Genomic DNA, 16,821 nt, shown 5'->3' on the forward strand with positions numbered 1-16,821 from the left:
TCGTCACGTTATTGCCGATCGGGTTGCGTCAGGGCACGATCAGCGTGCCGGCGCCGCGCTCGGTGAAGATTTCGAGCAGCACCGAATGGGCCGTCTTGCCGTTGAGGATGACGACGCCCTGAACGCCCGCCTTGATCGCGTCGATGCAGGTCTCGACCTTCGGGATCATCCCGCCGGAAATCGTGCCGTCGGCGATCAGCGCGCGGGCCTGGGATACTGAGAGTTCCTTGATCAGGTTGCCCTGCTTGTCGAGCACGCCGGGAACGTCCGTCAGGAACAGCAGGCGCGTGGCGTTCAGCGCACCGGCGATGGCGCCGGCGAAGGTGTCGGCGTTGATGTTGTAGGTGTGGCCGTCACGGCCGGGCGCGACCGGCGCGATCACCGGGATCATTTCCGAGCGGGCGAGCAGGTCGATCAGCGTGCGGTCGACTTCGACCACTTCGCCGACGAAACCGAGATCGAGGACGCGCTCGATATTGCTATCCGGATCCTTGACGGTCTTGCGTGCCTTTTCGGCGAAGACCATGTTGCCGTCCTTGCCGCAAAGGCCGATTGCCCATTCACCCGTCTGGTTGATGAGCGCGACGATCTCCTTGTTGATCGAGCCGGCGAGCACCATCTCGACGATCTCGACCGTCTTTTCGTCGGTGACGCGCAGGCCGCCTTCGAACTTCGATTCGATGCCCATCTTCGTCAGCATGGCGCCGATCTGCGGGCCGCCGCCATGCACGACGATCGGGTTGACGCCCGACTGCTTCAAAAGCGCGATGTCGCTTGCAAAAGCGCGACCGAGCTCGCTGTTACCCATGGCGTGGCCGCCATATTTGACGACGATCGTCTTGTTCTCGTAGCGCTGCATGTAGGGCAGGGCCTGGGTGAGCAGGCGTGCCTGGATTTCACTTTCATTGGCGGACATGGCGGACCCTCGAAAAATACCGGCTGCTGTTTAGCGCAAGTTCCGGATCGATGGAATGATCGGAGAGCAACATAAAGGCCGAATGACGATACGGCTGGTTCAAAGTGAACTGCGCCCTATCTCTGGAGAGATGAGGCTTCGGGGCGCGTTCTATGATCGATGAGGATATAGCCGGCCTGCTTGGCCGCGTTTCGCTCGGCGATCGCGACGCCTTCGCCGAACTGTATCGGCAGACCAGTCCGAAACTCTTCGGCATCTGCCTGCGTATTCTTGGCAATCGGGGCGAGGCGGAAGAAGCGCTGCAGGAAATCTACGTCAAGATTTGGCAGCGGGCTGGCCGGTTTTCGCAAGGACAGGCGGCTGCGGGTTCCTGGCTGGCGGCAATAGCGCGTAATCAGGCCATCGACTTCATCCGGGCGCGCAAACCGGCTGCCAATGTGATTGACGAAGCCTACGATTTGGCTGATCCTGCTGCCGATCCGGAAAAGTTGGCAGTCGTGAGAGCAGAAGGCAGGCGGATCGACGCCTGCATGGAGGAGCTTGAAGAAGACCGCGCGGAAGCGGTGCGGCGCGCCTACGTCGAAGGCCTGAGCTACCAGGAACTGGCTGACGTCTTCGCGGTGCCGCTGAACACTATGCGGACTTGGTTGAGGCGCAGTCTCCTGAAGTTGCGAGAGTGTATGGAGCGATGACGACACCAACCCCAGAGGGCCGGGACTTTCGCCGCGACGAGGTGATCGCGGGCGAGTATGTGCTCGGCGTGTTGTCTGCCGACGATCGCCGCAAGGTCGAGGCCCGGCTTGCTTCCGATCGCAACTTTGCCGCCATGGTCGACCGCTGGCAGAGCAACCTTTCCTCCTTCGACGACGCCTATGATCCGGTGGTGCCCCCACCTAGGACGTTCTCCGCGATCGAACGGCAACTTTTCGATACGTTGCGGTCGGAACCTGTACGGTCCCGCGGGCTCTGGCACTCGCTGGCACTCTGGCGAGGATTGGCGCTTGCCTCGTTCGCCGCCCTGCTGGTGATGGGCGCCTCAATGGCCGGCCTGTTCGAGACGCGGTCGACCGGTGCCTCGCTTGTTGCCGAGCTCTCGGGGAAAGGCAGCGCCATCGATCTCGTCGCCCGCTTCGACCGGGCATCGGGCCGCTTGCAGGTAACGCCGGTGGCCGCCAGCCAGGCGGAACAGAAATCCCTCGAACTTTGGCTGATCAACGGCAGCAATCCGGCAATCTCGCTCGGTGTCCTGCCGCAGACCGGGGAGGGCGAAATCGCCGTGCCGTCGACCTTCCGCTCGCGGATCTCCGCCGGCTCGGTTCTTGCCGTCAGCGTCGAGCCGCTCGGCGGTTCGTCGACCGGCGTGGCCACCGGACCGATCATCGCGCTCGGCAAGGCGCGAAACCTCTGAGCGCGTGATATCGATAAATATCCTTATTTATCAATCGACTAACTTCCCTGAAAATTCCTGAAACTCTTTCTCCCGTCGTTCCGTTGCTTGTCTTGTTCCCCCCGTAGGGAACGGCAGCTTCGGCGGGCGGCCCATGCGCCGCCTCCCTCAACAGGAAGGAAGAGAAGATGTTCACGTCTGCCATCCGCTTGGTCGCAACAGCGTCCGTCCTCGCAGCAAGTGCCTTCGTCGCCCATGCCGAAAATCCGATGGTCGGCGGCGCGCCGATGTATGCGGAGAAAAACATCGTCGAGAACGCCGTTAATTCCAAGGATCACACCACGCTGGTCGCGGCCGTCAAGGCAGCCGGGCTGGTGAAGACGCTGGAGGGCAAGGGGCCGTTCACGGTGTTTGCGCCGACGAATGCCGCCTTTGACGCACTGCCGGCCGGTACCGTCGACACGCTTCTGAAGCCGGAGAACAAGGACAAGCTCGCCAAGGTCCTGACCTGCCATGTCGTTGCCGCCGACGCGATGTCGGCGGCGATTACCGAGATGATCAAGAAGGACGGTGGCGAGCATGACGTCAAAACGGTCGGCGGCTGTGTGCTGAAAGCCAGGGAAGACGGCGGCAAGCTGATGCTGACCGATGAAACCGGCGGTACGGCGACGGTAACGATCGCCGACGTCAAGCAGTCGAACGGCGTCATCCATGTGATCGACAAGGTGCTCCTGCCGAAAGGCTGAGTTCGGCGGCGCCTGGCCGCTGCCGGCGGCCTGGCGCTTGCCATCGGTCGTATGACCGATGGCCCTTCACCGCGTCACGATGCTTTGAACGGCATTGTTTTGCAGCGGGTGTGTCCGGGCGGTATCGTCTATCGCGACATCCGACAAATCGACAACGTACAGCGCACCGCGCGAATGATCGTGACGCGCTTTGGGCCAAGTGGGAGGTTAGCATGATCAGCCGGCGCGTCTTCCTGATGGCAGGCACGGCATTGGCCGCAGCATTCGCGTTGCGCGGGCTCACGCCACTTGCATGGGCAGCGGGAATGGAGCCCTTCGAGGTCGTCAAATCTGATGCCGAATGGCGGGCAGCCCTCACCGACGACCAGTACCGGATCCTTCGGCACGAGGACACGGAGCGTCCCTTTACAAGCGCGCTTAACCACGAGAAGCGCAAGGGCACCTTCCAATGCGCAGGTTGTGCACTGCCGCTCTATTCGTCCGAGGCGAACTACGACAGTGGCACGGGCTGGCCGAGCTTCTGGCAATCGCTCCCCAATGCCGTGGCGACATGGGAAGACAATTCGCTGCTCATGACCCGTACGGAATGCCATTGCCGCCGTTGCGGCGGCCACCTCGGTCACATCTTCGACGATGGCCCGCCACCGACCGGCAAGCGCCATTGCATCAATGGCCTGGCGCTCGCCTTCGTGCTGTCTCGATAAGCCAGCCGGACGATTAGGCGCCGGCGGGCGGTGCAGCCGCTGTTGTGCCGGAGAGCGCTGCCTGCAGCTTCTGCTCCTGTTCGGGCGAAAGCGACGTTTTCAGCACGCGGCCGCGCAGGTCGGGGAATTCGGCGAGAACCTTTTCCGGCTGAACCTTGCGCACCAGGATGAACAGAGCGGAGGAATTGTTCGGGATGGTGTTGCCGAGCGACTTGATGAATTCGTCGTCGATACCGTAGTCGCTGAGCGAGCCCGAGAGGGCGCCGGCACCCGCGCCGAGCGCACCGCCGATTGCAAAGCCTGCCAGCGGATTGAGGAACAGGAGGCCGACCAGGCCGCCCCAGAGCGAGCCGGAGAGCAGGCCCGAGGTGGCGCCGACGGCGGTCAGGTTGAGGCTCTGCTTGAGGTGGACCTTGCCTTCGGTGTCGCGCACGACGACCACCGCATCCTCGAGGTCGATCAGATATTCCTTCTTCAGCCCGGCGAGCCGGACCAGAACCCTGTCAGCCTCCTCGGGGGAATCGAACCCGACAACGATCAAATCGGACATGTCTCACTCCTATCTCTGGCCGCGCCACCGTTCTGGACGCAACGCAGAGATAGAGCGGATTGCATGTCGGGGTAGTGACAGAGATCAAAGACATCGATTTCGCATGGGGGCCCGTGCTCTCCGCGCGATGCCGGATGCCCTGCAGCCCTTTAGCGCGCGATCGCAGTGCCGATCGCCGCCCGCAGCTCTTCGAGCCCTTCGCCCTTTTCCGAGGAAGTTGCGAGGACTTCCGGGAAGGCGGCGGGATGCTTCTTGATCTTTTCGAGCGTCTCGGCGATCAGCCGCGGCACGCCGGCGGCCTTGATCTTGTCGGTCTTGGTCAGCACAAGCTGATAGGAGACGGCTGCCTTGTCGAGCAGGTCGAGCACCTCATCGTCGTTCTTCTTGATGCCGTGGCGGCTGTCGATCAGCACGTAGACGCGCTTCAGCGTCGAGCGGCCGCGCAGGTAGTCGAAGACCAGTTTTGTCCAGGCATCGACCTGTTCCTTCGGCGCCTGGGCATAGCCGTAACCGGGCATGTCGACGAGCGCCATCGGCGGCAGGTCGTCGGCCTCGCCGGAAAATCCATCCGGTACGAAGTAGTTGAGTTCCTGCGTGCGGCCCGGGGTGTTGGAGGTTCTTGCCAGACCCTTGTGGCCGACCAGGGCGTTGATCAACGACGACTTGCCGACGTTCGAGCGACCGGCAAAGGCAATCTCGGCCGGTCCTTCCGGCGGCAGGAATTTCATGGCGGGGACGCCGCGAATGAAAATCCACGGCCGGCCGAACAACGGCTTGTCGTCTTTGGGTCTGGTATCGGCCATCGGCGGTCGGTCCTTCATCGAGAAAGTCCTTGGCTTCAAGGTTTTGGCCGTGGATGTCAAGGCGTCGGCGTGCGGACCGGCCGTGTGGGGATGGTTTGCGTCCGCCGGAATTCGTTGAGCAGGTAGGCCAGCAGCGCCAGGAGAACGAAGGTGCCGCCGACGATCGTCCGGCTGCTCGGCACCTCGCCATGGATGATCGCGACCCAGAGCGGCCCCAGCACCGTTTCCGCCGTCCCGAGCAGCGCGGCCAGCGCCGAGGGCACCAGCCGGGCACCGGTCACGAAGAGCGCCATGCCAAGCCCTAGGTTGAAGGCGCCGAAGACGAAGAGCAGCGCGAGCTCGCCTCCAGTCACCGCCAGGCCCGAGGACTGACTGGCGGCAATGCCGCTTGCGGCAAAGCAGCCGAAGCAGGTCGCCGGCGTCATGCGCACATGCGGGTATCGGCGGGTAATGACGGTTGCCAGCGCGAAGACGACGGGGATCAGCAGCGCCAGCGCATCGCCGACCGGTGACATTGTTCCCGTCAGGCTTTCCGAGACCATGATCCCGACGCCGAAGATGACCGCGGTGATCGCGCCCCAGGTGAAGCGCGAGACCCGCTCGCGAAACAGCACCCAGCTCATCAGCGCCGCAAACAGCGGCACCCCGGCGCCGAGCAGAACGACATTGGCGATCGTCGTGTAGGAGATCGCAATGATGAAGGAGGTCGAGGCGATGGTGAAACAGAGCCCGACGGCGATGCCCGGCCAGCCCATGCCCTTGAACAGGGCCACCGTGCCGCGCGGTCCGTCACGCACCAGCATGAAGGCGAGCAGGAACAGGCCGGCAAACAGGCAGCGCCAGAAGACGATCGTCCAGCTGTCGGAAATGTGCAGGAACCGCGCAATCGCGCCGCCAAAGCTCCAGAAGAAGGCCGAGCCGAAGACGAGCAGGGCGCCAAGCTTCTCGTTGGCGGCGAACGGGGCGGAGGTGGCCGACGGGTCGGTCATGATAAATTGTCCTGGAGCAGGGGCGCGCTGATTTCAATAACGCCAGATGCCCGGACCGCACGTCCGCGTCAACGCCATCCGCGTGTCGCGCCGCGGCGTGGAAACAAAAAAGCCCCGGACCGAAGTCCGGGGCTCTGCGATTGTGGTACCGGCAGGCGTCATTCCGCCGGTTTGGGCTTCTTCGAGAACAGGCCCTTCAGATTATCGAAGAGCTCGATCTTCACGCCCTGGCGCTTCATGATGATCGACTGCTGCAGCACCGAAAGCGTGTTGTTCCAGGCCCAGTAGATCACGAGACCGGCCGGGAAGGAGGCCAGCATGAAGGTGAAGACCACGGGCATCCAGGTGAACAGCATCGCCTGGGTCGGATCCGGCGGCGTCGGGTTCATGCGCATCTGCACGAACATGGTAACGCCCATGATCAGCGGCCAGACGCCGAGGTGCAGGAAGGCCGGACCGTCGAACGGCAAGAGGCCGAAGAGGTTGACGATCGTCGTCGGATCCGGCGCCGACAGATCGTGGATCCAGCCGAAGAACGGCGCGTGGCGCATCTCGATGGTGATGTAGATCACCTTGTAGAGCGCGAAGAACACCGGGATCTGGATGAGGATCGGCCAGCAGCCTGCCAGCGGGTTGATCTTCTCTTCCTTGTAGAGCTGCATCATCGCCTGCTGCAGCCCCATGCGGTCGTCGCCGAACTTCTTCTTCAGTTCCTCCATCTTCGGCTGAACCTTCTTCATGTTCGCCATCGATGCGTACTGCTTGTTGGCAAGCGGGAAGAACAGACCCTTGACGACGATCGTGGTGATCAGGATCGCGATGCCGAAGTTGCCGAACAGACGGAAGAAGAAATCCATCATTTTGAACATCGGCTTGGTGATGAAGTAGAACCAGCCCCAGTCGATCAGCTTGTCGAAGTTGGGGATCGAGTAGGCCACTTCATAGTTGTCGACGACAGGAACTTCCTTGGCGCCGGCAAACACGAGGTTCTTGATTTCCGAGGACTGACCGGGCGCGACCGTGATGGCGTCGCTCTTGTAGTCGCTCTGGTAGCGCGCGCGACCGTCGGTGAAGTGCGTGAAGCGCGTGTCGTAGGGGGTTGCCTGCGGCGGAACGATCGCCGCTGCCCAGTACTTGTCAGTAATGCCGAGCCAGCCGCCGGTTGCCTTGCCCGGCTCGACCGACTTTTCGTCCTCGATCTTGCCGTACTTCAGTTCCTGCAGGCCATGCTCGCCGAGCACGCCGATGAAGCCTTCATGAAGTACGTAGACGCTCGGCGTCGTCGGCTTGTTGAAGCGGGTCACGCGGCCGTAGGAGGAAAGGCTGAGCGGCTCGGCTGCACCGTTCTTGATGCTGTCGACCACCTGGAACATGTAATGTTCGTCAACCGAGATGGTGCGGTTGAAGGTGATGCCCTTCTCGTTGGTGAAGGTCAGCGTCACCGGGGTCGCCGCGGTCAGCTTGTCGCCGCCCGAAAGCGTCCAGACGGTCTGCGGGCCGGGCACGGTGCCGGTTGCGTCGCTGCCGACATAGCCAATTTCGGCGAAGTAGCCGTCGACCGTTTCGGCCGGGCTGAAGAGGGTGATGACCGGGCTCTTCGGATCGACCGTCTCGCGGTATTCCTTGAGTTTCAGGTCGTCGAAGCGGGCACCGGTCAGGTTGATGGAGCCGGAAAGCGCCGGCGTGTCGATCGCAACGCGGGCCGATTTGGCAATCGCCTGGTCGCGGTTTTCACCGGCGCCCGGGATCGCGCCGCCGCCCGGCAGAGCCTGGCCCGGCGTCGCTTGAGTCGGCGTTGCCGACTGCGATTGCGCCTGCTGGGCCTGCAGCGCTTCCGCAGCGATGCGTTCCTTTTCCATCTTCGGATTGACGTAAAGGAACTGCCAGGCAATGAGGATCAGCACGGACAGGCCAATCGCCACGAAATAGTTGCGGTTTTTTTCCATCATAGTTTCCTGGAACCGGCCGGCGGCCGCTTCTGTTTCGGCTTGTTTTCGATGCGCTCGTGAAGGCCCCGGGTCAAGGCGTCGAAGGGAGCATTCAGGAGTTCGCGTCGGGCGACAATCACATAGTCGTGTCCGGGTTTCATTGCAAACCCGGCGGAAAGCCGCACCGCCTCTTTCAGGCGTCGGCGCATCCGGTTTCGCTCGACGGCATTGCCGTGTTTCTTGGTGACGGTGAAGCCGACGCGGGCTTCGCCTTCCGGATCGTTGCGGTCGAGCACTTCGAGGAGAAACAAGGGGCCTCTGCGGCCTTCTCCGGCCCGAACGGCCAAAAACTGCGGACGGCTTTTCAGCCGCCCGACAGTCGTTTTGTCTTTATCTGACGTCATGTGCCCGGACACTGGTTTCGGGCAACTTCGGCTTAAGCCGAAAGACGCTTGCGGCCACGGGCCCGGCGGGCCGAGAGGACCTTCTGGCCACCCTTGGTAGCCATACGCGAACGGAAGCCGTGGCGACGCTTGCGGACAAGCTTGGACGGTTGGTAGGTACGCTTCATTTATTTAATACCGCGGTGTGCGGCCCTTCTTGGGTTTGCGTGTAGCAAGGAGCGTTTACGTTATCGGACATGGCTCCGCCATTTCGGGCAGGAGGGCTTGACCGGACGTGCGCGGCTTATAAGGGGAATTTTCCCGGAAAGTCAATTGCGGGCGGCGATTCAGTGGCGACAGCACCGCAAAAACCGCCGGCGCACCCGCCAAAGGCGATCCGTCGGGCCGCGAAAAGGAAGGCCAACTAGCCGAGATTGGTAAATGGAGCCCTAACTGGATCTCCCCAGAATGCCGGTCGAGGGCGACGAGCTTTATTAACCACGCCTATTTTAGGGTCCCTCCGGTGCATATGGGGCGGCGGCATGTCCGATAATCGGAAGCTCTCGTCACTCCGTGGAGGTCGGGATGAAAATACGCGGTAAGATCAATCTAATTGTCGGCATCATGAGCGTGCTGGCGGTTGCGGTGACCGGCATGTCGCTGGTTGCTGTCAGTAAATACAACGAAAAGTTCCACCAGTACGAGAACGTGGCGAAGCGCGCCTTCTACGCGGAACGCCTCAATCGTCTGGTGACCGCGGTCGTCATGGAATCGCGTGGCATCTATGCCGCCCCGACCATCGAGAAGGCCAAGCCCTTTGCCGAGGGCATTCGCAAGAATCTCGACAAGATCGACACGCTGCTCGCCGATTGGCGCCCGCTGATCCCCGCCGACACCAAAGCGTCCTTCGACACGCTGGTCGCCCGCGCCGCGGAATTCAGGACCTTCCGCGTCGAGACGGCGCGGCTTGGCGAAGAAGTTTCACCGCAGGCTGGCAACGAGCAGGGCAATACCGACGCCAATCGCGCCAACCGCAAGGCGTTCCAGGAGCAGATCGACGGCGTCGTCGACATCAACCTGAAGACGCTTGAAGTCGTGACGGCTGACGTTGCCACCTTCGAGCGCAGCGTGATCATCACGATTCTTGCTATCGCCGGCCTTGGCCTCATCGCCGGCATTGGAGCGGCCTTCTACATCGCCACGAACCATTTGAGCCGTCCGATCCTCGAGTTGACCGGCAAGATGAAGCAACTGGCTGGCGGCGATCTCACCGCGGACGTGCCCTTCGTGGGCCGCAAGGACGAGATTGGCGAAATGGCAGAAGCCGTTCAGGTCTTCAAGCAGAACGGCCTGGCCGTACGCGACCTCAACGCGCAGGAAGCGGTACTGCGTGAAAAGAGCGCCGACCTGCAGTCGAGCATCGGCGTCGTTGTTGCGGCCGCTGCCGCCGGTGATTTCACCAAGCGCATCGGCAAGGACTACGAGAACGACGACCTCAACCGCTTTGCTGGCAGCGTCAACGAGCTGGTCGGCAGCGTCGATGCCGGCATCGCCGAAACCCGCCGGGTGATTGCGAGCCTTGCGGCCGGCGACCTGACCCAGAGCATGAACGGCCATTATCAGGGTGCCTTCGCCGAGCTGCAGAAGAACGTCAACGAAACCCTTTCCACGCTGCAAAAGACGCTGCGCGAGGTCCGTGTGACCACCGACTCGATCAACGGCAATTCGTCCGAGCTGCGTTCGGCCGCCGACGATCTGTCGAAGCGGACGGAGCAGCAGGCCGCAGCCCTTGAGGAAACGTCTGCAGCGCTCGACCAGATCACGGTTGCGGTCAAGAGCTCCACCGAGCGGGCGCAGGAAGCGACCGTCATGGTCAACGAAGCCAAGCACAGTGCCGCGCAGTCGGCGGCCGTCGTGCGCAACGCCGTCGACGCCATGGGCCGCATCGAGCAGGCCTCGAGCGAAATCGGTCAGATCACCAACGTGATCGACGAAATCGCCTTCCAGACCAACCTGCTGGCGCTGAACGCCGGCGTCGAGGCAGCCCGTGCCGGCGATGCGGGCAAGGGCTTCGCGGTCGTCGCGCAGGAAGTGCGTGAGCTCGCCCAGCGTGCCGCAAGTGCCGCCAAGGACATCAAGTCGCTGATCTCGAAGTCGGGCAGCGAAGTGGCAACCGGCGTCCGCCTGGTACAGGAGACCGGTTCGGCACTTGGCGAGATCGAGGAACGGGTCCTGAAAATCAACGACCACATCCACTCGATCGCGACGGCCGCGCGCGAACAGTCGACGGGCCTCAGCGAAGTCAGCACTGCCGTCAACCAGATGGACCAGGTGACCCAGCAGAACGCCGCCATGGTGGAAGAGGCGAATGCCGCAACCCACAAGCTCTCCGGCGAAGCCAACAATCTCGCGAGCCTGATCGCCTACTTCAAGGTCGACAATGTTGCCGCCCGGCCGATCGCCGTGGCTCGGGAGACGGCCCAGCCGGTCGCATCGCCCGCCCGGCGCATGATGGGCAACGTCGCCCGCGCGTTTGGCGGCGGCGGCTCCGCTGCGGCGGTTGCCAAGGACGATTGGGAAGAGTTCTGATCGGCGAATTGCCTCGCCAAGTGATTGGAGCCCGCGGTGCCATAAGGTGCCGCGGGCTTTCTGTTTCGTGAGCCTTCCAGGCTTGCCCTCGATCAGGCCGCACGGCTGTCCTTGTCGTCGGCAAGGACCGCCACTCGAACTGTTCCCTGGGTGACTTACACCGATGCCAATTCTGTGCAGGTAGGTCGAGCCGAGGCGGCGGCGCGCCGAAATTTGCTTCGGCGATGCAAGGGGAGAAAAATGGGCGGGACGCGATCCTTTGTCATGATCGACGGCACGAGACGAAGAGACAGCCGCGCCTATGCCGCACCCTCTAAGGTCCGTCTGCGATTGGAAAAACGGTGGCCATCTCCTATTATGCGCCCCAGGCGCGATGCCCCATGGCCCGGATGTTCATACGGGGTCCCAGGCGTTTTGGTTGACGGGCAGGAAAGTTTGTAAGGCATGGCGGAAGAAACACGTCCGGCGATGGCAGGCGAGGCATTGAGAACCAGTGCCGGGTTTTTCCGCGGCCTATCCGGCAAGCTGCTGCTCTTGACCATTGTCTTCGTCATGCTGGCGGAAGTGCTGATCTTCGCGCCGTCGGTTGCCACCATGCGCATTCGCTGGCTCGAGGATCGGCTGAATACGGCAGCCGCTGCTGCCGTCGTCGTCGATGGTCTGCAGAATGTCGAACTGCCGCGCAGCGTCCAGAAGGACACGCTGATGGCGACCGGCACGAAGGCGATCGTCATCCGGCGCAAAGACGCCTCGCGCATGATCGCGCTCACCGACATGCCGCTTGAGATCCAGGGCGAGTACGACGTCGCCAATTCCACAGCCGTCGCAGCCATCCGCGATGCTTTCGATACGCTGCTCTTCGGCGGCGACCGCGTGATCCGCGTCTATGGGCCGCTCGGCGAAAGCGATGCGACGATCGAGCTCCTGATGAAGGATGCGAGCCTGCGCAAGGCCATGCTCGTCTACTCGCGCAACGTCTTTGTCCTGTCGCTGATCATTTCGCTGATCACCGCGGCGCTGATCTTCCTGGCCATCAACCGCATGCTGATTGCGCCGATCCGGCGCATGACGGCCAACATGCAGGAGTTTTCCAACGATCCGGCCGATCCGGCCCGCGTGCTCGTGCCGCCGCAGGGGCACGACGAACTCGCCGTCGCCGGGCAGCATCTCGCCAGCATGCAGCGCGAGCTGCAAAAGACGCTGAAGCAGCAGAAGAGCCTGGCCGAACTCGGGCTCGCCGTGTCGAAGATCAACCACGACATGCGCAACATCCTGTCCTCGGCGCAGTTGATTTCCGACCGCCTGGCCGACGTGGACGACCCGGTGGTCAAGCGCTTCGCGCCGACCCTGCTGCGCACCATCGACCGCGCCGTCGGCTACACCCGCGAGGTCCTGTCCTACGGTCGCACGACCGAGGCCGAGCCGCATCGACGCTTCGTTGCGCTGAAACCGCTGGTCTCCGATGTCGCCGAATTGCTGGCGATCGATCCGCAATCCGGCATCGATTTCCAGATCCAGATGCAGGACGACCTCGAGGTCGACGCCGACAGCGAGCAGCTCTTCCGGGTGGTGCACAACATCTGCCGCAACGCCGTGCAGGCGCTGACCAATCACGAGCCGGAGGATGGCCGCCCACGCACCGTTGCCGTTTCCGCCATGCGCATCGGCAGCGTCGTCACCATTTCCGTGGATGATACCGGGCCCGGCATGCCGCCCAAGGCGCGGGAAAACCTGTTCGCCGCTTTCCGCGGCTCGGCGCGCTCCGGAGGCACGGGGCTTGGGCTGGCGATCGCGCGCGAACTGGTGTTGGCCCATGGCGGCACGATCGCGCTCGTCGAAAAGCCGACGCCGGGCACGCTGTTTCGCATCGAGCTGCCCGACCGGCCGGTGCCGCTCGACGCCTTCCGTTCGAAGTTCCGCCATTAGCGCCGCACATTCACCCTCTTGAGTGTCGAGCCGGAGCCGTTGGTGATTCCATATTTGGGCGGGGTCTGACCGACCACCGCGCGCGGCTCGTCTGGCGCATGGGCGGCGGAGGTGGCACCCTTCAATTATTTTTCGCAGCCAGGTCCTGCGGCGGCACCCCTTACTTTCCAGCGGGTTCAGCGCCGGCGCGGTTGCCTCGGTCCACAGCAAAGCGGGCGTGCCGTCGTAAAAATGAAATTTTTTACAGAACGGCGCTTGCAATCCCCGAAAGGACCCTTTAGAGAACCGCTCACGCAAGCGGTTCGACCGCTTCAGGCAAAAGCACCCGTAGCTCAGCTGGATAGAGCACCAGACTACGAATCTGGGGGTCAGGAGTTCGAATCTCTTCGGGTGCGCCATTCTTTTCAAAGACATAGATGATGTCTAGATCCGGTTCTTCCGGATCGCCACTTGGGTCGCGCGTCGCGACCTTGCGTTTCGCGACGCGCCTCTCACATCCTTCAAGTGTCGTCATGAGATCGAGCCCTGCGATCGCGGATCGCCAAGGAGAGCGCTCAAGAAGCTGACGCTGCCGACAACGGAAGCGGAGTCGGCGCGGGCCGAGCCAGTAGGGCAAGTGAACCTATTAGCGTAACCTGACGTCAAGTGTAGATTAAGCATATGCCAAATCCAATTGGTGCCGCGCTTACTTTTGCCGCGCCTCGGAGATCAGCCCGTGCATGCGGGCGATGTTGTTTTCGAGGTCCCGTTTGAATGCAGAGAGTTCGTCGAGTTGGGCGTTCGTCTTGTCGAGTTGGGCTTGCAGGATTTCCAGCACGCGCTCCTTGCCCCGGATGCCGCTTGCATCCTCGAAATAGAGGTCGATGACAGCGGCGATCTCGTCGAGGCTGAGACCGAGACGTTTCAGCGCCGCGATCTTCTCCAGTCGTTTCGCGGCGGTCTCGTCATAGTATCGGTAGCCGGCCCCTTCGCGCTCGGCCGGCTTCACCAGGCCCAGCCGCTCGTAGTAATGGATCGTGCGGTGGCTGACGCCGGCCCGTTCCGACAGTTCCCCAATTTGCATGAGCGACGACAATCCGGCACCTATCTAAAGCTGACGTTGGGTGTAGATTTAGAAGGCAATCTACCATTCGTCAATGGCTGTCGTGCCGCTTGTTTCGCGCGCGTCAGCGGGAGCTCCGGCAACGCTGACCCTCGAAAGGATTAGGAGACAATAATATATGTTAGTATATAATGATTTACACTGCTCGCGCGCGGTGTCGCGGCGGCAATGAGCCGGGCTGCAACGATCAAGAATCCGATCACGAAAGCGCGGGCGGGTTCACGATCTTTTGACGCCGAAGTGTGAAAATCGGTCCCTCGGCTCCCTATATGAAGGAGGAAGGGGCCGCTGAAGAAAGGAGGTGCCGATGTATCGCTATATGATGAAAGAACTGCTGGTGATTGTTGCTGGCCTTTCGGTTTGTGCCTTCATGATCCTGTTCTTCCTGATCCATTCGACGCCCAACCTCTGACGGTCGCCGAAACGCGCATCTTGAGCGCTTGAACGCCGGCATCAATGCCGTTGCGCCAGGATTTCCATAGTGCGCCGATCCTTCTCTCCCGCGAAATAGCGCGCAAGCGCCGCTCCGAACGGCCCCCCGTCTTTCTCGACCTCGGCAAACAGGGTCATCGATGACCGGAACTTCATGTCATCGGGGCTGGAGAAAATGTCGTGGGCCGATCTGCCCGTAACCGCATTGGTCCGCTCGGTGCATTCGCGCAGCCTGGGGCCGAGCACCGGATGGGCGAGATAGGCCGACGCTTCGCCGAGCCCGGATATCGCATAGCGCTCTGCCATTGCCGAATGGCCAAGGCCAGCAAGCTGCGGAAAGACGAACCACATCCAGTGCGTTCGCTTTTGGCCGTGCGCGAGTTCATCGAGGACCGCGGCATAGACGCGGTCCTGTGCGGTGACGAACCGCTGCAGATCGAAGGGATCGCTCATGTCGCTGCCCCCTTGGTCGCCCCGTCGGTGAGGCGTCAGTTACCAGCGATCATGAACATGAACCTTCACCAGCCGCGCGTAAACCGCGGCAATCGCCGCCTTGGTCTCGTCGTCGATGGCGGCAAGCGCGCTGGCAGCGGCGTTGGATTGCGCCTGAGCCTCATTGCGGGCGCCCGGGATCACCACGGAGACCGCCTGCTGCTCGAGGATCCAGCGGAGCGCAAACTGCGCCATCGGCACGCCCTCGGGCACCAGCGGGCGAAGCTGCTCGACGGCTTCCAGCGCCGCCTCGAACGGCACACCGGCAAAAGTCTCGCCGACATCGAAGGCTTCGCCATGGCGGTTGAAGTTGCGGTGGTCGTCGGCTGCGAATGCGGTATCCTTGCTGATCTTGCCGGAAAGCAGCCCCGAGGCGAGCGGCACGCGCACGATGACGCCAACATTCTTTTTCTGCGCTTCCGCGAAGAACAGCTCGTGCGGACGCTGGCGGAAGATGTTGTAGATGATCTGCACGGTCGCAACGCCGGGATATCCGATCGCCTTCAGCGCTTCCTCTACTTTTTCGACTGAGACGCCATAGTGGCGGATCTTGCCCTTGGCAACGAGCCGGTCGAGCGCGCCGAACAGTTCCGGCCTATAGTAGACCTCGGTCGGCGGGCAATGTAGCTGCACCAGATCGAGCGTCTCGACGCCGAGATTTGAAAGGCTGCGGTCAATGAAGGCCTCGATGTTTTCGCCAGTATAGCCTTCGGTAACATGCGGGCTCAGCCGGCGGCCGGCTTTGGTTGCGACGAAGGGCTTGTCGCCCCCGCGCTCCTTCAACACCGCTGCAATGATCTTTTCGGAGCGGCCGTCGCCATAGACATCGGCGGTGTCAACGAAGGTGACGCCAGCATCGAGCGCGGCATTGAGCGCGCGCTTGCCGTCTGCCTCGCTGACATCGCCCCAGGAGCCGCCAATTTGCCAGGCGCCGAAGCCGATTTCGGATATGGTTGCGCCGGTCTTGCCAAGAACTCTCGTCTTCATCGTGCTGTCTCCTGTTTGTGCGTCGCGGATCATACGCTGGCTGGGGCGCTTCTAATATGACTGTTCGGATCGAGTAAATTAGCGCGGGACGTGGCGCAGGATACCGCGCACATTTTTCGGCAGTGACCCGTTCGTTACGGTCGGTGCTGCGTCATGGGGTTTCTCGGACCTAAGAGGCAGAGGCTAGTCGTCCAGCGAAACCACGGCCTTGCCGCGGCTGAGGTCAACGACCATGGCGAGGATCGCCTCCGCCTCGTCCTTGCGAACCTCCACCGTCAGCACGGGCCCCTTGTCGGTGAAGCTCTCATTGATGATCGCCACATCGCGCGCGAGAAGCCGCGCCTTGATCAGCGCCATGTCGGAAAAGTCGAGGGCGACGGTGGCGCGCACGGTCTCGATCATCTCGATCTTTTCCGCCGCCCTGAGGCACAGCGCCGCCGTGCCGCCATAGGCGCGCACCAGGCCGCCGCTGCCGAGCAGGATGCCGCCGAACCAGCGGGGGACCACGACCGCGACGCGGTCGAGCTCCTGGCCGTCTATGGCCGCGAGGATCGGTTTCCCGGCCGTGCCGCTCGGCTCGCCGTCGTCGCTGAAGCGATAGGCCTGGCCGATGCGCCAAGCCCAGCAATTGTGGTTGGCGGTGGGGTCGGAGTGGGAGGCGAGGAAGTCTTTTGCCGCCTGCTCATCGGCAATGGGCGCGGCAAAGGCCAGAAACCGGCTCTTCTTGACGTCCTGGTTTGCCGTTTCGATGCGCTTGAGGGTGAACATGGCTGCTTCCGTTTCTCAGACGCTGATAACGGATTGTTGGGGGCGGCGCCACGGTGGATGCAGCTTGTGCTCTGGTAGATGCGGTCACGATGGAGACCGCACACACTTCGCCGTTGTCC

Annotated in this window: 17 protein-coding genes and 1 tRNA gene; 7 read left to right on the forward strand and 11 right to left on the reverse strand. The window is 62.4% G+C overall.

Features of this window, described 5'->3' with window-relative positions:
* Positions 1–28: 28 nt before the first annotated feature.
* The gene (gene argB, locus FA04_RS00390; protein WP_034797321.1) at positions 29–916 is read right to left on the reverse strand and encodes an acetylglutamate kinase; all 888 of its coding nucleotides are present in this window, start codon (positions 914–916) and stop codon (positions 29–31) included.
* 152 nt (positions 917–1,068) lie between these two features.
* On the opposite strand from argB, the gene FA04_RS00395 reads away from it, so the two are divergent.
* The 4 genes from FA04_RS00395 to msrB all read left to right on the forward strand — a co-directional run bounded on the left by FA04_RS00395 (position 1,069) and on the right by msrB (position 3,753).
* Complete coding sequence (locus FA04_RS00395) at positions 1,069–1,608, forward strand: sigma-70 family RNA polymerase sigma factor (protein ID WP_034797319.1); 540 nt, start codon at positions 1,069–1,071, stop codon at positions 1,606–1,608.
* Entirely contained in the window at positions 1,605–2,324 is a 720-nt protein-coding gene (locus tag FA04_RS00400; protein ID WP_034797317.1) for an anti-sigma factor, read from the forward strand. The genes FA04_RS00395 and FA04_RS00400 overlap by 4 nt, the downstream gene beginning before the upstream one ends.
* A gap of 167 nt (positions 2,325–2,491) precedes the next feature.
* Positions 2,492–3,049, forward strand: coding sequence for a fasciclin domain-containing protein (locus FA04_RS00405; RefSeq protein WP_034797313.1), 558 nt, complete (start codon positions 2,492–2,494; stop codon positions 3,047–3,049).
* Positions 3,050–3,261: 212 nt separating this feature from the next.
* The gene (gene msrB / locus FA04_RS00410; RefSeq protein WP_034797311.1) at positions 3,262–3,753 is read left to right on the forward strand and encodes a peptide-methionine (R)-S-oxide reductase MsrB; all 492 of its coding nucleotides are present in this window, start codon (positions 3,262–3,264) and stop codon (positions 3,751–3,753) included.
* Positions 3,754–3,766: 13 nt separating this feature from the next.
* Here the strand turns inward: msrB and FA04_RS00415 are convergent, their stop codons facing one another.
* From FA04_RS00415 to rpmH, 6 genes are all read right to left on the reverse strand, one after another.
* Entirely contained in the window at positions 3,767–4,303 is a 537-nt protein-coding gene (locus FA04_RS00415) for a DUF1269 domain-containing protein (protein WP_034797308.1), read from the reverse strand.
* Between the two features lie 149 nt (positions 4,304–4,452).
* Positions 4,453–5,106, reverse strand: coding sequence for a ribosome biogenesis GTP-binding protein YihA/YsxC (gene yihA, locus FA04_RS00420; protein WP_034797613.1), 654 nt, complete (start codon positions 5,104–5,106; stop codon positions 4,453–4,455).
* A 56-nt stretch (positions 5,107–5,162) separates the two neighbouring features.
* The gene (locus FA04_RS00425; RefSeq protein WP_034797305.1) at positions 5,163–6,095 is read right to left on the reverse strand and encodes a DMT family transporter; all 933 of its coding nucleotides are present in this window, start codon (positions 6,093–6,095) and stop codon (positions 5,163–5,165) included.
* 158 nt (positions 6,096–6,253) lie between these two features.
* Positions 6,254–8,041 carry a membrane protein insertase YidC gene (gene yidC, locus FA04_RS00430; protein WP_034797302.1) on the reverse strand — a complete coding sequence of 596 codons (1,788 nt, stop codon included), beginning with the start codon at positions 8,039–8,041 and terminating at the stop codon, positions 6,254–6,256.
* Positions 8,041–8,439 carry a ribonuclease P protein component gene (gene rnpA / locus FA04_RS00435; protein WP_034797300.1) on the reverse strand — a complete coding sequence of 133 codons (399 nt, stop codon included), beginning with the start codon at positions 8,437–8,439 and terminating at the stop codon, positions 8,041–8,043. Before rnpA ends, yidC begins: the two co-directional genes overlap by 1 nt.
* A gap of 20 nt (positions 8,440–8,459) precedes the next feature.
* Positions 8,460–8,594 carry a 50S ribosomal protein L34 gene (gene rpmH / locus FA04_RS34200; RefSeq protein WP_060519824.1) on the reverse strand — a complete coding sequence of 45 codons (135 nt, stop codon included), beginning with the start codon at positions 8,592–8,594 and terminating at the stop codon, positions 8,460–8,462.
* Between the two features lie 397 nt (positions 8,595–8,991).
* Between rpmH and FA04_RS00440 the strand changes: the two genes are divergently transcribed.
* The 3 genes from FA04_RS00440 to FA04_RS00450 all read left to right on the forward strand — a co-directional run bounded on the left by FA04_RS00440 (position 8,992) and on the right by FA04_RS00450 (position 13,319).
* On the forward strand, positions 8,992–10,995 hold the full coding sequence (locus FA04_RS00440; protein WP_034797297.1) for a methyl-accepting chemotaxis protein: 2,004 nt from the start codon (positions 8,992–8,994) through the stop codon (positions 10,993–10,995).
* A 444-nt stretch (positions 10,996–11,439) separates the two neighbouring features.
* Positions 11,440–12,921, forward strand: coding sequence for a sensor histidine kinase (locus FA04_RS00445; RefSeq protein ID WP_034797295.1), 1,482 nt, complete (start codon positions 11,440–11,442; stop codon positions 12,919–12,921).
* Between the two features lie 321 nt (positions 12,922–13,242).
* Positions 13,243–13,319 (forward strand) — tRNA-Arg (locus FA04_RS00450).
* Positions 13,320–13,606: 287 nt separating this feature from the next.
* Here FA04_RS00450 and FA04_RS00455 read toward each other — a convergent pair.
* The 4 genes from FA04_RS00455 to FA04_RS00470 all read right to left on the reverse strand — a co-directional run bounded on the left by FA04_RS00455 (position 13,607) and on the right by FA04_RS00470 (position 16,702).
* Positions 13,607–13,984: a MerR family transcriptional regulator gene (locus FA04_RS00455; RefSeq protein WP_034797291.1), complete on the reverse strand. Its 378-nt coding sequence runs from the start codon at positions 13,982–13,984 to the stop codon at positions 13,607–13,609.
* 492 nt (positions 13,985–14,476) lie between these two features.
* On the reverse strand, positions 14,477–14,908 hold the full coding sequence (locus tag FA04_RS00460) for a DUF1810 domain-containing protein (protein ID WP_034797283.1): 432 nt from the start codon (positions 14,906–14,908) through the stop codon (positions 14,477–14,479).
* 39 nt (positions 14,909–14,947) lie between these two features.
* On the reverse strand, positions 14,948–15,934 hold the full coding sequence (locus tag FA04_RS00465; RefSeq protein ID WP_034797279.1) for an aldo/keto reductase: 987 nt from the start codon (positions 15,932–15,934) through the stop codon (positions 14,948–14,950).
* Positions 15,935–16,117: 183 nt separating this feature from the next.
* Positions 16,118–16,702 (reverse strand): IMPACT family protein, encoded by a 585-nt coding sequence (locus FA04_RS00470; protein ID WP_034797276.1) that lies wholly within the window; start codon positions 16,700–16,702, stop codon positions 16,118–16,120.
* Between the last annotated feature and the right edge of the window lie 119 nt (positions 16,703–16,821).

It is taken from the genome of Ensifer adhaerens (assembly GCF_000697965.2).
GTDB classification, from domain to species: domain Bacteria; phylum Pseudomonadota; class Alphaproteobacteria; order Rhizobiales; family Rhizobiaceae; genus Ensifer; species Ensifer adhaerens.

Coding starts and splice junctions, on each gene's coding strand:
- yidC (WP_034797302.1), bottom strand. CDS start 8,041: ATGGAAAAAAACCGCAACTATTTCGTGGCGATTGGCCTGTCCGTGCTG.
- FA04_RS00445 (WP_034797295.1), top strand. CDS start 11,440: ATGGCGGAAGAAACACGTCCGGCGATGGCAGGCGAGGCATTGAGAACC.
- rpmH (WP_060519824.1), bottom strand. CDS start 8,594: ATGAAGCGTACCTACCAACCGTCCAAGCTTGTCCGCAAGCGTCGCCAC.
- FA04_RS00400 (WP_034797317.1), top strand. CDS start 1,605: ATGACGACACCAACCCCAGAGGGCCGGGACTTTCGCCGCGACGAGGTG.
- FA04_RS00395 (WP_034797319.1), top strand. CDS start 1,069: ATGATCGATGAGGATATAGCCGGCCTGCTTGGCCGCGTTTCGCTCGGC.
- FA04_RS00470 (WP_034797276.1), bottom strand. CDS start 16,702: ATGTTCACCCTCAAGCGCATCGAAACGGCAAACCAGGACGTCAAGAAG.
- FA04_RS00465 (WP_034797279.1), bottom strand. CDS start 15,934: ATGAAGACGAGAGTTCTTGGCAAGACCGGCGCAACCATATCCGAAATC.
- FA04_RS00425 (WP_034797305.1), bottom strand. CDS start 6,095: ATGACCGACCCGTCGGCCACCTCCGCCCCGTTCGCCGCCAACGAGAAG.
- yihA (WP_034797613.1), bottom strand. CDS start 5,106: ATGGCCGATACCAGACCCAAAGACGACAAGCCGTTGTTCGGCCGGCCG.
- FA04_RS00460 (WP_034797283.1), bottom strand. CDS start 14,908: ATGAGCGATCCCTTCGATCTGCAGCGGTTCGTCACCGCACAGGACCGC.
- argB (WP_034797321.1), bottom strand. CDS start 916: ATGTCCGCCAATGAAAGTGAAATCCAGGCACGCCTGCTCACCCAGGCC.
- FA04_RS00415 (WP_034797308.1), bottom strand. CDS start 4,303: ATGTCCGATTTGATCGTTGTCGGGTTCGATTCCCCCGAGGAGGCTGAC.
- msrB (WP_034797311.1), top strand. CDS start 3,262: ATGATCAGCCGGCGCGTCTTCCTGATGGCAGGCACGGCATTGGCCGCA.
- FA04_RS00405 (WP_034797313.1), top strand. CDS start 2,492: ATGTTCACGTCTGCCATCCGCTTGGTCGCAACAGCGTCCGTCCTCGCA.
- FA04_RS00440 (WP_034797297.1), top strand. CDS start 8,992: ATGAAAATACGCGGTAAGATCAATCTAATTGTCGGCATCATGAGCGTG.
- FA04_RS00455 (WP_034797291.1), bottom strand. CDS start 13,984: ATGCAAATTGGGGAACTGTCGGAACGGGCCGGCGTCAGCCACCGCACG.